Source organism: Streptomyces sp. NBC_00287, from assembly GCF_036173105.1.
In the GTDB taxonomy this organism is placed as follows: Bacteria; Actinomycetota; Actinomycetes; order Streptomycetales; family Streptomycetaceae; genus Streptomyces.
Genome location: NZ_CP108053.1, coordinates 5,049,407 through 5,064,335, shown reverse-complemented (window position 1 = coordinate 5,064,335; position 14,929 = coordinate 5,049,407). Strand labels below are relative to the sequence as shown.

Here is a 14,929-nt window from a genome sequence, read left to right as displayed (position 1 = left end):
TTGCACACGTTTCGCGGCGTCAACCCGCCTCAGCACGGCAACTATGCGCGGCGCGCCAACGCCTCCGCAACACAACCCCGTGGGCGAGCCGCCGGACGGAAGCCCTGGTTCCCGGTTTTCTCTGCATCCCAGATTTGACGGCTTTGCCCTTATTTAACCCCCTCCTCATCAGGCAAGCGCAGCATCATGAGGCTCCCATCAATTGCGCAGGCTGGGCATGCTCGAAACAGAAGACGTGCATCGACCCCCAAGGGGTAAATCATGCATCTACACTTAAGGCTGAGCAGCGCAGAAAACAGAGAAAGGATTACGGCCGAACTAACGGGAGAGCGGTGGATTTTTTGCGACTCTCTGGAATGCAAGGAAGACCGCCACGCCGTTATCGCGGACCAAGTCGAATTATCCGAGATATTCAAGACCTTCAGCACACGCCCCATGCTGATTTTCGTTTGCTCGGACGCAGCCGATCCAATGATCCCCGACGCCCTGCCCTGGCACCCCGCAGGCCTCATCGCCAGCACCGACGTCACTGGAGCTTGGGAAACCGCAATACGCGAGGTCGACTCCGGGGGAAACTGGATATCACCAGTGGTGGCGACTCGCTTTCTCGAACCTTGTCGGCCACCTTGGGGCACGATCAAAATCACGGGCGCTGATCAGTTGACACCCGCCCAACGAGCAATCATCACCTTCATGATCACAGGAATGACGCGCACTGAAGTGGCAGTCAAACTGTCCATTCAGGAGTCCACTGTCGCTTATCATATCCGTCGCGGACTCCAGCGCCTGGGGTGCGCGAACATCCGAGAATTACAGGCGCACATCATCAGGCAGGTATTCGATAATCGGAAACTCCACCCTCGACAAAGTGGCGATCGGGTCCCGGTTGGGGAGTCCGACGGTTGCGAGTCGATTTGGGGTTGAGGGGTTTGGTCATGGAGCCTTCGGAGAGGTTGCGGCGGGGTTGGGAGCGCCTGTTCGACGTCGACCTGGCGGAGACCGCCGTCCATTCGTCCTCAGCGGCGCACCAGGACGTCGCTCCCACGGACCACTCAGCGCCGGAGCGCTTCGACGGGTTCGATTCGGGATGCCCGCCAGGCGGGATAGAGACCGGCGAGGAGGCCGGTTGCCGCGCCGACGAGGGGAGCAGGTAGCACCGTCACGGGTTCGAGGATCGGGGTCCAGTCGTTGGTGGCTGCCACCATAACCACGGTGGCGACACCCAAGCCAGTCCCCATCAGCCCCCCGAGCATCCCGAGAATCGCGGATTCGGACAGGAACTGAGCGGCGATATGCCTGCCACGCGCGCCCAGGCTGCGCCGGAGGCCGATTTCGGGGGTCCGTTCCAGAACGGCGACAAGGGTGGTGTTGGCGATCCCGACCGCACCGATAATCAGGCAGATCCCTGCCAACGCCAGGAACAGGACACCCAGATCAGTGTCAACCTGCTCCCTCAGTTGCTTGGGGCTCGGCGGCACCGTTGTCTTGAATCGCTCCGGCTGGTCCGGACGGAGCGCCAGCGCCGCTTGACTGCCGACCAACTGTGCCGCGCCGAGGCTGGTGTCGATCAGTACCTTGGCCGCACTGCCGTCACCGCCGCTCGGTTTCCCCCACAACTGCGTCGCCGTGGTGCTGGGGACGATGACCGACAACATGGCTTCGGCCTGCCGCTGCACGTCGTCGATGACCCCCACCACGGTCAGCGCCACGTCGCCCACGAAGATCGCCTGCTCGGTGTCGAACTCGGTAATACCGAGCCGCGCTGCGGCGGCCTTCCCCAGAACGCACACCCGCAGTCCGCGGCTCTCGTGGAAGGCGTCGTACAGCCGACCGGACGACACGGACGCGTGAATCGCTTCCAGATAGCCCGGGGAAGCCGCCATCACCGTCATCGGCTGTTGCCCCTCGGCGTCGACGGACGGCGGGCGCGCCGACACCATCGCTGCTTGGTCGCCGCCCGCACCGGGGTCGATCGCCATCCAGTAGACGCCCGCCGACTGTACGCCGTTCAGCGCAGTCAGCCGCTTCTCGGCGTCGGCCGGAAACGGAGCGTCGGCTGTGGACGGGTCTACCGCTGCGTCCTCCACCGTCACCTCGGTTGCCGCCAGCACGGTGAAGCGCTGGGAGATCTGGCCCGACGTGGTCGAGGTCAGACCCAGCACCGCCACGAATACCGCCACGCCCAGAAGCGTTCCCAGAACCGTCAACGCCGCCCGGGCCGGGCGGGCCAGCAAGGCTCCCAAGGCCTCGTGCACCGCGTCGGACACCGCCAGACGAGTCGGCTCAGCCGCCTGGGTCCTCCGCCACGGCCGCCGAACACGAACTGGGCTCATTCCCTCACCTCGGCCGCGTCGCATGCGTTCTCCGCAGCGGCCGGACCGCTGTCCGACGGCATGCTGCGAGCGGCCGGACCGAGCGTTGCACCGCTCGTGCCGACGCCGGTCTGAACGGCCGACGCGGCCAGGATCGCCGGGTCCGCCTCGCGCAGCACCCCGTCGCGGATCACGATCGCTCGCTGTCCGCGCGCCGCCACTCCCGGATCGTGCGTCACCACCAGTACCGTGAAGCCGCCTGCATGAAGCTCACCCAGCAGTTCGAGCACCGTGTGCGCCGTGGCGGTGTCGAGATTGCCGGTCGGCTCGTCGCACAGCAGCAGGCTCGGCCGGTTGACGAGTGCCCGAGCAATCGCCACCCGCTGTCGCTCCCCGCCCGACAGTTGGCTCGTCATCGCATGCAACCGGTGCGACAGCCCCACCCGCTCAAGCGTCTCGGACGCCATCGTCCGCCGCCTTCTGCGTGATGTGCCGGTGTAGAGCAGCGACAAGGCCACGTTGTCGACCGCAGACCGGTGCGGCAGTAGATGAAACGACTGGAACACGAATCCGATCCGGCGCCCCCGGAGCGCCGTCCGGTCACGCTCGGTCAACCCCACCGTGTCAATGCCGTCCAGCTGGTAGACACCCATCGACGGCCGGTCCAGCAGCCCCGCCACATTCAGGAACGTCGACTTCCCCGATCCCGAAGGGCCCACCACTGTCACGAATTCGCCCCGCCCGATCCTGAGGTCGGCCGACCTCAACGCCGTCACTGGTGGCGGCCCCGGATACATCCGGCTCACCTGGCGAAACTCGATTACCGCCGGTACTGCGGCGCCCGGCCCAGCGCCGCCGCGCGCCGCGAGGCCCCCGTCGCGCACAGCCGTCACTTCCCCACCACCACTCTGTCGCCCTCGACCAGGCCGCCGCCCCTGACCTCGACGTAACCGCCCGCCGAGGCCCCCGCCGTCACCGACACCCGCCGACGGTTCGCACCGGGCAGCGACTTGATCACCTGCGTCGAGCCGTCCGCTGTGGCGTAGATCGCCGACGCGGGCACCGCCAGCACCTTTCCGTTCGTCGAGGCCGTCTCGATCGTCACCTGTACGTCCTGACCCACAAATCGCTGAGACAGTGGCTTCGCCCCCATCACTACGATGGGATGACCGGGCTGGGAGGCGCCGTCCGCGCCGGGGTTCCCTTCATCGTTCGTGCTCTGCTCGGAGCCGCCGACGGAGTACTCACCGACCGACGTAATCCTCCCTGCCGCTTGCAGGCCCGTCGCCTCCACAAGGATCTTCACCGGCATTTCCGTCTTCACCAGCTTGCGGTCCGTCGCCGACAGCGTCCCGCGCACCACAAGATCCCCCACCGACAGCGTGAGCACGCTGCCCGTGGCCTCCGCACCCAGACCCGCTCCAACCTTCGTCACACTGGCCGGGAACGACGGTACGAAAGCCACCTCGCCGGACTTCAGCCAGTACCTTGTCGGCCCCACCGAAGCTCCGGGGACCGGCTCCCCTGGCCGCGACTCACCTGCCTGCACATCCGACCCGGCCTCCGACGACGGACGCTCATCCACAGACGGCTGCTCGACAGTCTCCGTCTGCGTCGGCGGTTCGTAGCCGCGGTCCTCGTACAACTGCTTCACGGCCAACTCCGTCGACGTCCCGTACGTCCCGGACACGTCCGTCACCGAATAACCCAGCCTCCGCAGTGCGGACTGCAGCTGCTTCACATCCGGGCCGTCCGTCCCCGGCCTGATGTCTCGGTACGCGGGAATCCGTCCCGGCAGGGCGATCACTGGTCGGCCGGAGATCTCCACCACCACCGACCCCGCCCTGACGGACTGTCCCCGCTTCAACGGCATCCGCGTGACCACGGACTTGGTGTCCTCCGCGGCCGGCGCGGTCACCTCGATCGTCTTTCCCGGCGACACCGTTCCACGCAGCACAACGGATTGCGACAGCACCCGCCGCTCCACCTGCGCCGTCACGACCGACGGCGCGGGCGGCGCCGCCTCCGCCGCCACCTGCGCCGGTGACTTCACCAGCGTCGACGCGCCTAGCCCACCCACCGACAGGCCGACAGCACCGACAACGGCCACCAGTAGCACCCACCGGCGGCGGCGCAGCGATCTCGGAACCTCAAGATCAGGCACAACGCGTCACCTTCCTAGCCCGCTGACTCTCCGGACAGGAGATCCGTGGCCCGCCTCAGCTGTTCGTCATAGTCCTTCTTGAACTGGCTCAGCGCTTCTGCGTGGTTCTCGACAAGTTCGTTCTGGTATTCGGTCGTGACTTGCTGCATGACGCCGAGATAGTTGGCTTCCTTCTTGCACCTGACATCAGCTGTCGCAACTTCGATCTCGCCCCGTTGCGGAAACGTTCCGACCTGCCAGCGCGGATCGTTGGCGGCCTGCCCGGTTGAACGGTACTGGTATCCCGCTTTCTGCATGCACGAGCTCCACAAGCCCTCCATGGTGAGTACGCGCGAATCCTGTTCGGTCTGCCTGTTCGCCTGATGCCGCAGGCTTTGCACGAAGTAGATGTCCGGCGCCACTGGTCCCAGAGACGGAGCAACCTTCACGGTTCCTTCGGCCGGCAGCGTGGAAAGAGCACCGAATGCCTTCTGGCGACAGCCGCCGGGAGGTATCCGCTTTCCCTTGTATTCATTCGCTCCGCTGCCAGAGAACACCATTTTCTCCACTGGAGTGGGCTCCCACGCGTTCTTTTCCGCGGACTCCTCCGCCCGCTCCTGCCGGGCGTACACGTTCGGCTCGGAATGATAGCCGTACTTCGATGCGTGGCCTGCGTCACTGAGCAGGAAACGATTCGTCCGATAAGGATCCGACTGGCTCGTCGCCGGAACACCGGGGTTGAACGACAGTCCGAAGCTTCGCATGCATTCAAGAATGAGCTGTCCGCGTGCCCTGTCGAGTAGGGCGTCCTGTTCCGGGGTGGGGTAGTAGCTCTCCAGCGGAAGCCTGACCTCATGCTCCGCAGTCGGCGTCGTGAGCGGTGCCGCGGTCTTGTCGCCCTCACCGTCACCCTGCAACACGCCACAGCTGGAAAGGGCGCCCACAAGAACAACCATCGTTGCCGCTTTTCTCAGCACCTGAACGTCATCCCCTCGATGCGCAGCTCCTGCCTGTGGTGCACCGACTGGCTGGCGCACCACAGGCAGGAGACATTCGGTCAACCAACCTGACGGTTAAAACCGTCAGCCGGCGTAGTCGTGACCACCGGCCTTGTTGTTGAATCCGTAGTCGTTCAGGTTGGGAAGGGTCGCCCACGCGCTGACACTGAGGCCCCACCCGGTGGTCGACCCGTTCGTGCAGCCGCTTGCCCCTGCAGCATCCCAGAGGTAGTCACGACGGCTGTCGTAGCTGTCGATCGAGGTGACGTCGTTGTTGACCACCTTCAAGCTGGTGAAGTAGTCGTTCGTCCAGTTGCAGTCAACGCCGCTCTCGGAAAAGAACGCAGTGTTGCCGTCGTTCCGGCCGAAGTTGAGGGCGTCGTAGTAATTGGTGTAAGCGCTGGCACTACCGCCGCCCACGACAATGACTCCGCCGACAGCAACGGCGACGATGGCCGCGCGCGCCTTCAGGACATTATTCCGTGCCATGCGAATTCCTCTCACCTCAGGTAGGTCAATCCAAAATCGCGCAGACTGATCTGACTGCAATTCACGGATTGGACCGACAAGGATCTCGGACAAGTGAAACCCTACGCATCACGCACCCCTGCCGGTACTCACCCCAGGGAGAGTTCGCGCCTCCGGATCTCAAATGCCATAAGCACAGAGGCACTTCGGATTCCCGGAGCTGCGCCAACGACCGAGAATCGCTCACCGATTCCGGACGTGGAGGGAGACCCTCAGACCGGTCACGGACTGGGCCCACACCACACGGTATTCGTCCCGGAGCACACGTGCCTTGGCCCTGCCGGCCGGAGTGGGGTCGGGGGCCACCCCAGATCGGTCAATGGCCCAGATCCGATCATGGACAATCAGCAGTCGGCGCACCTCGCCGACGGGGGCCTCGCGCCCGGTCAACGTGCCGGAAGCCGTGGGCGTCTCAATCAGCAGCACATCGCTGACTTTTGAGAAATCCCGTGGATAGACGTATTCGACGCCGCGCTTGGTCCCAGGCACGAAGACCATGGCATCGCCGCGTTGGGCGTGGGCGCCGATCAGCCGGGCCGCAGCAGTCTGGTCGTCGTTACGGGAACCTGCGCCGCGCTCCACTAGTTGACCAGGCATCTGAAGGGCAAGCAGGCAAGCAACCAGGGTGAACCCGCAGCCGGAGGCCAGCCGTCCAGTATCCGCTTCGCTCCGGCACCGGGTCAGAATCGCCGCCCCTGCGCGAGCGGCGGCGTCCAGACCGACCGCAGCGAGCAGCGCCACCGCAGGGAGCGCGTGCACCACATAGCGCGGGTGATAGGCCGGTTGGACGAACGAGTACGCCATCAGCGCACCCGGGGGGACGACAAGCCACGTCAGAGCGAATGCGCGCACTACTACCGGGCCCTGTATTCCGGTAAACACCAGCGCCGATACGGCGATAGCGGCAACGACACCCGGACCGGTGAACTCAAGGGCAAGCCCTGCGACGTTCTTCCACGTGGGCGGCTCGAGCCTGCTCACCTGGCCAGCTTGGCGCCGTACGGACAGCGCATACGGCAGCACAACCGCAGAGACGACCAGGGCGGCTGCCATCCAACGGCACGCGATCTTCCGTGGTGAGCGGATCACGAGGAGACAGACCCCATGCGCAAGGAGCACCAGGACGGCGAACAGATGTAGGGCCGTCGCCAGCAACAGGAACGCCACATAGCCGGCCCATCGCGCGAGCGACGGCCTCTCCAACGCACGCAGGAAGAGCAGAGAGGCCAGCACAACGGCCGCTGTCACCAACGCATACGAGCGCCCTTCCTGGGCGTAGTGCGAAGCGAGCGGGGACACAGCGAGAACGAGTCCTGCCAGCACTCCCACAGCGGGTCCCGCGAGCCTGCGGCCGATGGCGGCGGTACCCGCCACAGCGAGGGCCATGCCAACAACCGATGGAAGCCTCAACAGGACCGCGTCACCCTCGCCGCGGGGTAAGAACGAATGCATGAGCAGGTAGTACAAGCCGTGCACGCCGTCTACCGTGTGCAGCAGCCGCCAGAGGTCACCGAGGCTGCGCGTTGACGCCTCGTACGTGGTGATCTCGTCCCACCACATACCGCGATCGAGCTGCCACGCCCCCAGGGCCAGCATCACTGCCGCCGGTATGAGCGTCACCGCGACGGAAGTGGACCGTCCGGACGGCGGCCGCAGCGGCCTGGCACGGGGCAGACCGTTCCTGTCGTCGGGCAGCCGCGTGGTCTGGGCAGTCATCACGGAACCAGGGTTCCGCCGGACGCAGGAGGGGGGAACTCACCCTGGGGTGAGTTTCGCGCACCCGTATCGGCCGATATCTACCTCGGCTCCCCCCTTGGGCCCGGGCGCACCACGCCGAAGGGCCCCGGGGAGCTGCACGGAACCGAGCCCTCCAGCACGCCTGGCCGTGGCTACTTGAGCCCGATCTCCTCGCACGCCGACTCGTACTTGGCGGCACAGATCTCGGAGAGCTTGTAGATGCCGTCATTGATGACGGTGTCCTTGATGTTCTCCTGGGTCAGCGCGACCACCGGGACGAGCTGGGCGGGGATGTCCTTGGTGGTGGGGCTGTCGACGCGGTCCGCGGTGAGGGAGTCGAACTTGATGTCCTGGCCCTGGACCTTGGCCACGGCCATCTCGGCGGCGGCCTCGGCCTCCTCCGGGTAGGACTTGTACACGCTCATGTACTGCTCGCCGGTGACGATCCGCTGCACGGCGTCGAGTTCGGCGTCCTGGCCGGTGATCGGCGGCAGCTCGGTGACGCCCGCGGCCTCCAGGGCCTTGATGACACCGCCGGCCATGCCGTCGTTGGCGGAGTACACGGCCGCGATGTTGTTGACGCCGATCTCCTCGATCGCCTCGGCCATGTTGGCCTGGGCGTTCTCCGGCTTCCAGTCCTTGGTGTCGTAGGACTTGGCGATCGTCACCTGGCCGTTGAGCTCGGAGGTCGCGCCCGCCTTGAACTGCTTGGCGTTCGGGTCGGTGGGCGAGCCGTTCATCATGACGATCTTCGTCGAGGTGTCGATGTCGGCGCCGAGCGCGGCGATCAGCGAGCGGCCCTGCACCTCGCCGACGAGCTCGTTGTCGAAGGAGATGTACGCGTCGATCGGGCCCTCGGCCAGCCGGTCGTAGGCGATGACCGGGATACCGGCCTCCTTGGCCTTCTCCACATCGGCCGCGATGGCCTTGGAGTCCACCGCGTCCAGCAGGATGACGTCGACCTGGTCGGCGATCATCTTCTGCATCTGGGTGCTCTGCGTAGCGGCGCTCGCGTCGGCGTTGGCGTAGGCGACCTCGCCCTTGTTGTCGGTGAGCTCCGCGACCTTGGCCCGGATGATGGGGTGGTCGAACTTGTCGTAACGGGTGTTGGCCTTCTCCGGCAGCAGCAGGCCCACCGTGATGTCGTCACCCTTGGTCGGACTCGCGTCGGCGCTGTCCCCCGTCACTCCCAGGGCTCCGCAAGCGGAGAGCGAGAGGGCCATCGAGGACGCGGCCAGACATATGGCGGTACGACGCATTGGGGAGCTCACTTCTGGTGCCTTCCGGACGCGGGCGCAGCATTGCGACCCAGATGACTGAAAAGCCAACGCGGCGGCGCCATCCCCCGTCAAGCGGAATCACTTAACGAGTCCGCAACACCACGCTCCGCTTGGCTTGTGAAGGTATGGCGGAACCACCTCCAAACGCCCGTTACGACCCCTCCGTACAACCAACTCCGGCCCTCGCGAGTCGTGATCACGACAGCCTCCCCTTCGCTTCAGAGGACCGAATGAACCCAGCCAGAAGCACGGCCGCCGGGGTCGTGCTCACCACCGCGGCCGGCCTCCTCGCCGCCGTCGCGACTCCCGCCTCCGCGGCGGTCACCTGCACCTCGCCGGTGTTCAAGCGGACGTTCTACGCAAACACCACCTTCTCCGGCACCCCGAAGAAGACGGACTGCGACAGTACGATCGACCAGAACTGGGGCACGGGTGCCCCGGCTTCAGGGCTGCCGAGCAACAACTTCGGGGTGCGCTGGAGCGTGACTCGGGACTTCGGGTCCGGTGGGCCGTTCACCCTGAGCGCCTCCGGTCTGGACGGGATCCGGGTCTATCTGGACCCCGGTACGCCCGGCGCCCGCAAGATCGACCTGTGGAAGAACGTCTCGACGACCGTCTCCAAGACCGTCAACGTCACGATCCCCCAGGGCAAGCACACCCTGCGCATCGACTACGTCAACTGGACCGGCAGCGCCAAGGTCAAGTTCGGCTATGCGCCCAGGACTTCGGCGAGCGTCGACACGGTCAAGCCCCTGGTCCCGAGCGGGGCTTCGGTGGCGTACGACCAGGCCACCGGCAAGGCCAAGCTGACCTGGGCGAAGAACAAGGAGATGGACCTCGCGGGGTATCGGGTCTACCGGCGTACGAAGGGCGGCTCCTACCCCGCCACCCCGCTGGCCACGGCAACTTCGACCTCGTACACCGACTCCACCCTCCCGGTGACCGGCGCCGCCTACGAGTACTCGGTCCGCGCGTACGACAAGGCGGGCAACGAGTCGTCGGGGACGGCCGCCCTGGGCGTCACCACGGCCGACCGGACGGCTCCCGCCGTGCCCGGTGGGCTGAGCACCGCTTCCGAGCCGGACGGGCTCTGGGTGGGCTGGAGCGCCGTCGAGGGAGCTGCCTCGTACGGCGTGTACCGGGCGGCGAGCGAGGACGGGACGTATACGCGGGTCGGGACGGCCTCCGAGGGCTCGTACGTGGACACCTCGGCCGCGGAGGACGCCACCTACTACTACCGGGTGACCTCGCTCGACGCGGTCGGCAACGAGTCCGCGCGGTCCGCCGCCGTCAGTGACACGCGCAAGGACCTCACCCCGCCGTCCGCGGTGACCGGGGTGACGGTCGTGCCGACCGAGTACGGCTTCCATGTGACCTGGGACGCCAACCCGACCCCGGACCTCGCGAGTTATGTGGTGCGCCGGGGCGAGCTGTGGGGGGACGAGGAGGAGCGGATGTGCTCCCTCTACCCGGGCTACCACGTGAGCGCCGAGACCACCTCGTACGAGTACCAGACCGTCCCGGACGGCGAGGAGTCCTGCTTCATCGTCGACGCCGTCGACGACGACGGGAACTCCTCCTTCCAGTGGACCGGTGAGGCGCAGATCGTCATCGCGACCGAGCTGGACCTGACCACGCCGTAACGCGAAGAGGGCCCGGAGAATTCTCCGGGCCCCTTCTCACCAAAATGCTCAGTCCTTGGCCTTCTTCGGCCGCCACACCACCAGCGCGCTGGTCTGCTGTACCTCCTGGTACGGCACCAGGTCGCGGCGGTACGAGGCGTGTACTGCCGCCTCCCGCTGCTGCATCGTGGCTGCGGCGCCCTCGAGCGCCGACTGGAGTTCCGCGACCCGGTTCTGCAGGGCGGCGACCTGGTTCTCCAGCTCGATGATGCGCTTGATGCCGGCCAGGTTGATGCCCTCGTCCTGCGACAACTGCTGGACGGTACGCAGCAGTTCGATGTCGCGGGCCGAGTAGCGGCGGCCCCGGCCTGCCGTGCGGTCCGGAGACACCAGGCCCAGTCGGTCGTACTGGCGCAGCGTCTGCGGGTGCAGGCCGGAGAGCTGGGCCGCCACCGAGATGACGTAGACCGGGGTCTCCTCGGTCAGTTCATACGGATTGCGTCGACGGCCGTCCATCTGGCATCAAGCTCCCTTCGCGGCCTGGAACAGCTCCGCCCGCGGATCCTCACCCGCGGTCGCCTCGCGATACGCCTCGAGCGCGTCACGAGCCTTCCCCGTCACGTCCTTCGGGACACTCACCTCTACGGTGACCAGCAGGTCCCCGCGGGTGCCGTCCTTGCGGACCGCGCCCTTGCCCCGGGCGCGCATGGTGCGGCCGTTGGGGGTGCCGGGCGGCAGCTTGAGGGTGACCGAAGGGCCGCCCAGGGTGGGCACCCGGACCTCGCCTCCGAGGGCCGCCTCCGCGAAGGTCACGGGGACGGTCACGGTGAGGTTGTCGTCCTTGCGGCCGAACACCGGGTGCTTGTCCACATGCACGGTGACGTACAGGTCGCCCGCCGGGCCGCCCCGCTCGCCCGGTGCGCCCTTGCCGCGCAGCCGGATCCGCTGGTTGTCGGAGACGCCCGCCGGGATGCGCACCTGCATGGTCCGCGACGACTTCGCGCGGCCGCTGCCCTTGCAGATCTCGCAGGGGTGCTCCGCGATCAGACCGCGGCCCTTGCAGTCCGGGCAGGGGTCCGTGAGGGAGAAACCTCCGCCGGAGCCCCGTGCCACCTGGCCGGTGCCGACACAGGTCGGGCAGACCCGTGGGTTGCCGTTCTTGTCGCCGGTGCCCGAGCAGGCCTTGCACGGAGACTGCGAGGACATCCGCAGCGGCACGGTCGCGCCCTCGATCGCCTCGGTGAAGGTGAGCGTGACCTCGGTGTCGATGTCCTGGCCGCGCCTGGGCTGCACCCGGGTGGTGCCCGAGCTGCCCCGGTTGAACAGTCCCCCGAAGACGTCACCGATCCCGCCGCCGAAGCCGCCGGCGCCCTGACCGCCGCCCTGGGCGCCGCCTCCGAAGAGGTCGCCCAGGTCGAAGTTGAAGGAGCCGCCGCCCGCGCCCGGCCCCGGGCGGAAGCCGCCGTTGCCGAAGAGGGTGCGGGCCTCGTCGTACTCCTTGCGCTTCTTGGGGTCGCCGAGGATGTCGTTGGCCTCGGAGATCTCCTTGAAGCGCTCCTCGGCCTTGGCGTTGCCCTTGTTGGCGTCCGGGTGGTACTCGCGGGCGAGTTTCCGGTACGCCTTCTTGATCTCGGCCTCGGTGGCGTCCTTGGGGACGCCGAGGACCTTGTAGTAGTCCTTCTCGATGAAGTCCTTGGTGCTCATCCTCGACGTCCCTCCTTCCTGTGATCAGCCCTCTTCAGGGCCGTTGTCCTTCTCCTCGCCGGCCTCGGACGCCTCGTCGGCCTTCACCGTCTGCGCGCCGGGCTGCGGTTCGGCGACGGCAACCCGCGCGGGGCGGATGGTGCGCTCGCCGATGCGATACCCCGGCTGGAGGATCGCGACGCAGGTCGTCTCGGTGACGTCCGGCGCGTACGAGTGCATCAGGGCCTCGTGGATCGTCGGGTCGAAGGGCTCGCCCTCCTTGCCGAACTGCTGCAGACCCATCTTCGCCGCGACGGTCTCCAGCGACTCCGCGACGGACTTGAATCCGCCGACGAGTTCGCCGTGTTCCCGGGCGCGCCCGATGTCGTCGAGCACGGGCAGGAGCTCGGTCAGGAGGTTCGCGATGGCGATCTCCCGCACCGTGATCCGGTCCCGCTCCACACGGCGGCGGTAGTTCTGGAACTCGGCCTGGAGCCGCTGGAGGTCCGCGGTGCGCTCCTCGAGCGCCTTGCGCACCTGGTCCAGCTGGGCCGTCAGACCAGCGATCTGTGCTGCGTCCCCGGCCGGGGCCGCCCCCTCCTGGGGGGCGGCCGTCGACTCGGCGTCTTCAGGGGTGGCGCCGGAGGGGACGTCGGGCTTCTCCTCGAAGCCCGGGGTCTCCTCCGTCACGCGGCACCGTCCTTGCGCTCGTCGTCGACGATCTCGGCGTCGACGACATCGTCGTCTGCGGCCTTGGCACCACCGTCGGTGGCACCCTCGGGGCCGCCCGCGGCCTGGGCGCCCTGGGCGTCGGCGTACATCGCCTGGCCGAGCTTCTGCGAGACCGCGGCGACCTTCTCGGTGGCGGTGCGGATCTCGGCGGTGTCCTCGCCCTTGAGCGCGGCCTTCAGCTCCTCGACGGACGCCTCGACCTCGGTCTTGATCTCGCCCGGGACCTTGTCCTCGTTGTCCTTGAGGAACTTCTCGGTCTGGTAGACGAGCTGCTCGCCCTGGTTGCGGGTCTCGGCGGACTCGCGGCGCTTGTGGTCCTCCTCCGCGTACTGCTCGGCCTCCTGGCGCATCCGGTCGACCTCGTCCTTCGGCAGCGAGGAGCCGCCGGTGACGGTCATCTTCTGCTCCTTGCCCGTGCCGAGGTCCTTCGCGGTCACGTGCATGATGCCGTTGGCGTCGATGTCGAAGGCGACCTCGATCTGCGGGACGCCACGCGGGGCCGGCGGCAGACCGGTCAGCTCGAACATCCCGAGCTTCTTGTTGTACGCCGCGATCTCGCGCTCGCCCTGGTAGACCTGGATCTGCACGGACGGCTGGTTGTCCTCGGCCGTGGTGAAGATCTCGGAGCGCTTCGTCGGGATCGTGGTGTTGCGCTCGATCAGCTTGGTCATGATGCCGCCCTTGGTCTCGATACCGAGGGACAGCGGGGTCACGTCGAGGAGCAGGACGTCCTTGACCTCACCCTTGAGGACACCGGCCTGGAGGGCGGCGCCGATGGCGACGACCTCGTCCGGGTTGACGCCCTTGTTGGCGTCCTTGCCGCCGGTCAGCTCCTTGACGAGCTCGGCGACCGCGGGCATACGGGTGGAGCCACCGACGAGGACGACGTGGTCGATCTCGTTGATGGAGATGCCGGCGTCCTTGATGACGTTGTGGAACGGCGTCTTGCAGCGCTCCAGCAGGTCCGCGGTCAGCTGCTGGAACTGGGCGCGGGTCAGCTTCTCGTCGAGGTGCAGGGGGCCCTCGGCGGAGGCGGTGATGTAGGGGAGGTTGATCGAGGTCTCGGTGGAGGAGGACAGCTCGATCTTGGCCTTCTCGGCGGCCTCACGCAGGCGCTGCAGCGCCATCTTGTCCTTGCCGAGGTCGACGCCGTGGCCGGACGCGAACTGCTTGACCAGGTAGTCGACGACGCGCTGGTCCCAGTCGTCACCACCGAGGTGGTTGTCACCGTTGGTGGCCTTCACCTCGACGACGCCGTCGCCGATCTCCAGCAGGGACACGTCGAAGGTGCCGCCACCGAGGTCGAAGACGAGGATCGTCTGGTCGTCCTTGTCGAGGCCGTAGGCGAGCGCCGCCGCGGTCGGCTCGTTGACGATGCGCAGGACGTTCAGACCGGCGATCTCACCGGCCTCCTTGGTGGCCTGGCGCTCCGAGTCGTTGAAGTACGCCGGGACGGTGATGACCGCGTCGGTCACCTTCTCGCCCAGGTAGGACTCCGCGTCCCGCTTCAGCTTCTGCAGGATGAACGCGGACATCTGCTGCGGGTTGAAGGGCTTCCCGTCGAGCTCGACCTTCCAGTCGGTGCCCATGTGACGCTTCACGGAACGGATGGTCCGGTCCACGTTGGTGACCGCCTGGCGCTTGGCCACCTCGCCGACGAGCACCTCACCGTTCTTCGCGAAGGCGACGACGGACGGCGTGGTCCTGGCGCCCTCGGCGTTGGTGATGACGGTGGGCTCGCCGCCCTCCAGAACGCTGACGACGGAATTAGTCGTGCCCAGGTCGATGCCGACCGCACGTGCCATGGTTGATTCCTCCAGCTGACTTGAGTGGAACGGACTCAAGTGTGCATGACGCCGGGAAATGGGTCAACAGACCTGAGTCTGTGAGGCTC

General features: G+C 66.9%; 12 protein-coding genes and 1 pseudogene. 2 read left to right on the top strand and 11 right to left on the bottom strand.

The features are described 5' to 3' along the window. Positions 1 to 261: 261 nt before the first annotated feature. Positions 262 to 924, top strand: coding sequence for a helix-turn-helix transcriptional regulator (locus tag OHT76_RS44170; protein ID WP_443049824.1), 663 nt, complete (start codon positions 262 to 264; stop codon positions 922 to 924). Between the two features lie 128 nt (positions 925 to 1,052). Here the strand turns inward: OHT76_RS44170 and OHT76_RS23105 are convergent, their stop codons facing one another. The 7 genes from OHT76_RS23105 to OHT76_RS23075 form a co-directional block, all read right to left on the bottom strand. Beyond that, positions 1,053 to 2,333 carry an ABC transporter permease gene (locus OHT76_RS23105; RefSeq protein ID WP_443049823.1) on the bottom strand — a complete coding sequence of 427 codons (1,281 nt, stop codon included), beginning with the start codon at positions 2,331 to 2,333 and terminating at the stop codon, positions 1,053 to 1,055. Further along, a complete protein-coding gene (locus OHT76_RS23100; protein WP_443049930.1) occupies positions 2,330 to 3,109 on the bottom strand; it encodes an ABC transporter ATP-binding protein in 780 nt (259 codons plus the stop codon). The genes OHT76_RS23105 and OHT76_RS23100 overlap by 4 nt, the downstream gene beginning before the upstream one ends. A gap of 92 nt (positions 3,110 to 3,201) precedes the next feature. Next, positions 3,202 to 4,476 (bottom strand): peptidoglycan-binding domain-containing protein, encoded by a 1,275-nt coding sequence (locus OHT76_RS23095; protein ID WP_328872756.1) that lies wholly within the window; start codon positions 4,474 to 4,476, stop codon positions 3,202 to 3,204. Positions 4,477 to 4,490: 14 nt separating this feature from the next. Continuing rightward, complete coding sequence (locus OHT76_RS23090; protein ID WP_328872755.1) at positions 4,491 to 5,516, bottom strand: hypothetical protein; 1,026 nt, start codon at positions 5,514 to 5,516, stop codon at positions 4,491 to 4,493. A 21-nt stretch (positions 5,517 to 5,537) separates the two neighbouring features. Continuing rightward, on the bottom strand, positions 5,538 to 5,942 hold the full coding sequence (locus tag OHT76_RS23085; protein ID WP_328872754.1) for a hypothetical protein: 405 nt from the start codon (positions 5,940 to 5,942) through the stop codon (positions 5,538 to 5,540). Between the two features lie 222 nt (positions 5,943 to 6,164). Continuing rightward, positions 6,165 to 7,697, bottom strand: coding sequence for a glycosyltransferase family 39 protein (locus OHT76_RS23080; protein WP_328876601.1), 1,533 nt, complete (start codon positions 7,695 to 7,697; stop codon positions 6,165 to 6,167). A gap of 173 nt (positions 7,698 to 7,870) precedes the next feature. Further along, positions 7,871 to 8,977 (bottom strand): sugar ABC transporter substrate-binding protein, encoded by a 1,107-nt coding sequence (locus tag OHT76_RS23075; RefSeq protein WP_328872753.1) that lies wholly within the window; start codon positions 8,975 to 8,977, stop codon positions 7,871 to 7,873. 251 nt (positions 8,978 to 9,228) lie between these two features. On the opposite strand from OHT76_RS23075, the pseudogene OHT76_RS44165 reads away from it, so the two are divergent. Next, positions 9,229 to 10,060 (top strand): annotated as a pseudogene (locus OHT76_RS44165) (PA14 domain-containing protein); the annotation flags it as partial. Between the two features lie 629 nt (positions 10,061 to 10,689). On the opposite strand, the gene OHT76_RS23065 reads toward OHT76_RS44165, so the two are convergent. Genes OHT76_RS23065 through dnaK form a run of 4 tightly spaced genes read right to left on the bottom strand, consistent with a single transcriptional unit; the run spans position 10,690 to position 14,840 of the window. After that, on the bottom strand, positions 10,690 to 11,136 hold the full coding sequence (locus OHT76_RS23065) for a heat shock protein transcriptional repressor HspR (RefSeq protein WP_328872752.1): 447 nt from the start codon (positions 11,134 to 11,136) through the stop codon (positions 10,690 to 10,692). 6 nt (positions 11,137 to 11,142) lie between these two features. After that, the gene (gene dnaJ, locus OHT76_RS23060; protein ID WP_328872751.1) at positions 11,143 to 12,324 is read right to left on the bottom strand and encodes a molecular chaperone DnaJ; all 1,182 of its coding nucleotides are present in this window, start codon (positions 12,322 to 12,324) and stop codon (positions 11,143 to 11,145) included. A gap of 24 nt (positions 12,325 to 12,348) precedes the next feature. After that, positions 12,349 to 12,993, bottom strand: a complete 645-nt coding sequence (gene grpE, locus OHT76_RS23055; protein WP_328872750.1) for a nucleotide exchange factor GrpE — start codon at positions 12,991 to 12,993, stop codon at positions 12,349 to 12,351. Continuing rightward, positions 12,990 to 14,840, bottom strand: coding sequence for a molecular chaperone DnaK (gene dnaK / locus OHT76_RS23050; RefSeq protein ID WP_328872749.1), 1,851 nt, complete (start codon positions 14,838 to 14,840; stop codon positions 12,990 to 12,992). Before dnaK ends, grpE begins: the two co-directional genes overlap by 4 nt. Between the last annotated feature and the right edge of the window lie 89 nt (positions 14,841 to 14,929).

Bases quoted from the DNA above. Each gene is read 5' to 3' on its own strand.
- OHT76_RS44170 (WP_443049824.1), top strand. From the start codon at position 262: ATGCATCTACACTTAAGGCTGAGCAGCGCAGAAAACAGAGAAAGGATT.
- OHT76_RS23080 (WP_328876601.1), bottom strand. From the start codon at position 7,697: ATGACTGCCCAGACCACGCGGCTGCCCGACGACAGGAACGGTCTGCCC.
- OHT76_RS23075 (WP_328872753.1), bottom strand. From the start codon at position 8,977: ATGCGTCGTACCGCCATATGTCTGGCCGCGTCCTCGATGGCCCTCTCG.
- OHT76_RS23100 (WP_443049930.1), bottom strand. From the start codon at position 3,109: ATGTATCCGGGGCCGCCACCAGTGACGGCGTTGAGGTCGGCCGACCTC.
- OHT76_RS23065 (WP_328872752.1), bottom strand. From the start codon at position 11,136: ATGGACGGCCGTCGACGCAATCCGTATGAACTGACCGAGGAGACCCCG.
- OHT76_RS23085 (WP_328872754.1), bottom strand. From the start codon at position 5,942: ATGGCACGGAATAATGTCCTGAAGGCGCGCGCGGCCATCGTCGCCGTT.
- dnaJ (WP_328872751.1), bottom strand. From the start codon at position 12,324: ATGAGCACCAAGGACTTCATCGAGAAGGACTACTACAAGGTCCTCGGC.
- OHT76_RS23105 (WP_443049823.1), bottom strand. From the start codon at position 2,333: ATGAGCCCAGTTCGTGTTCGGCGGCCGTGGCGGAGGACCCAGGCGGCT.
- dnaK (WP_328872749.1), bottom strand. From the start codon at position 14,840: ATGGCACGTGCGGTCGGCATCGACCTGGGCACGACTAATTCCGTCGTC.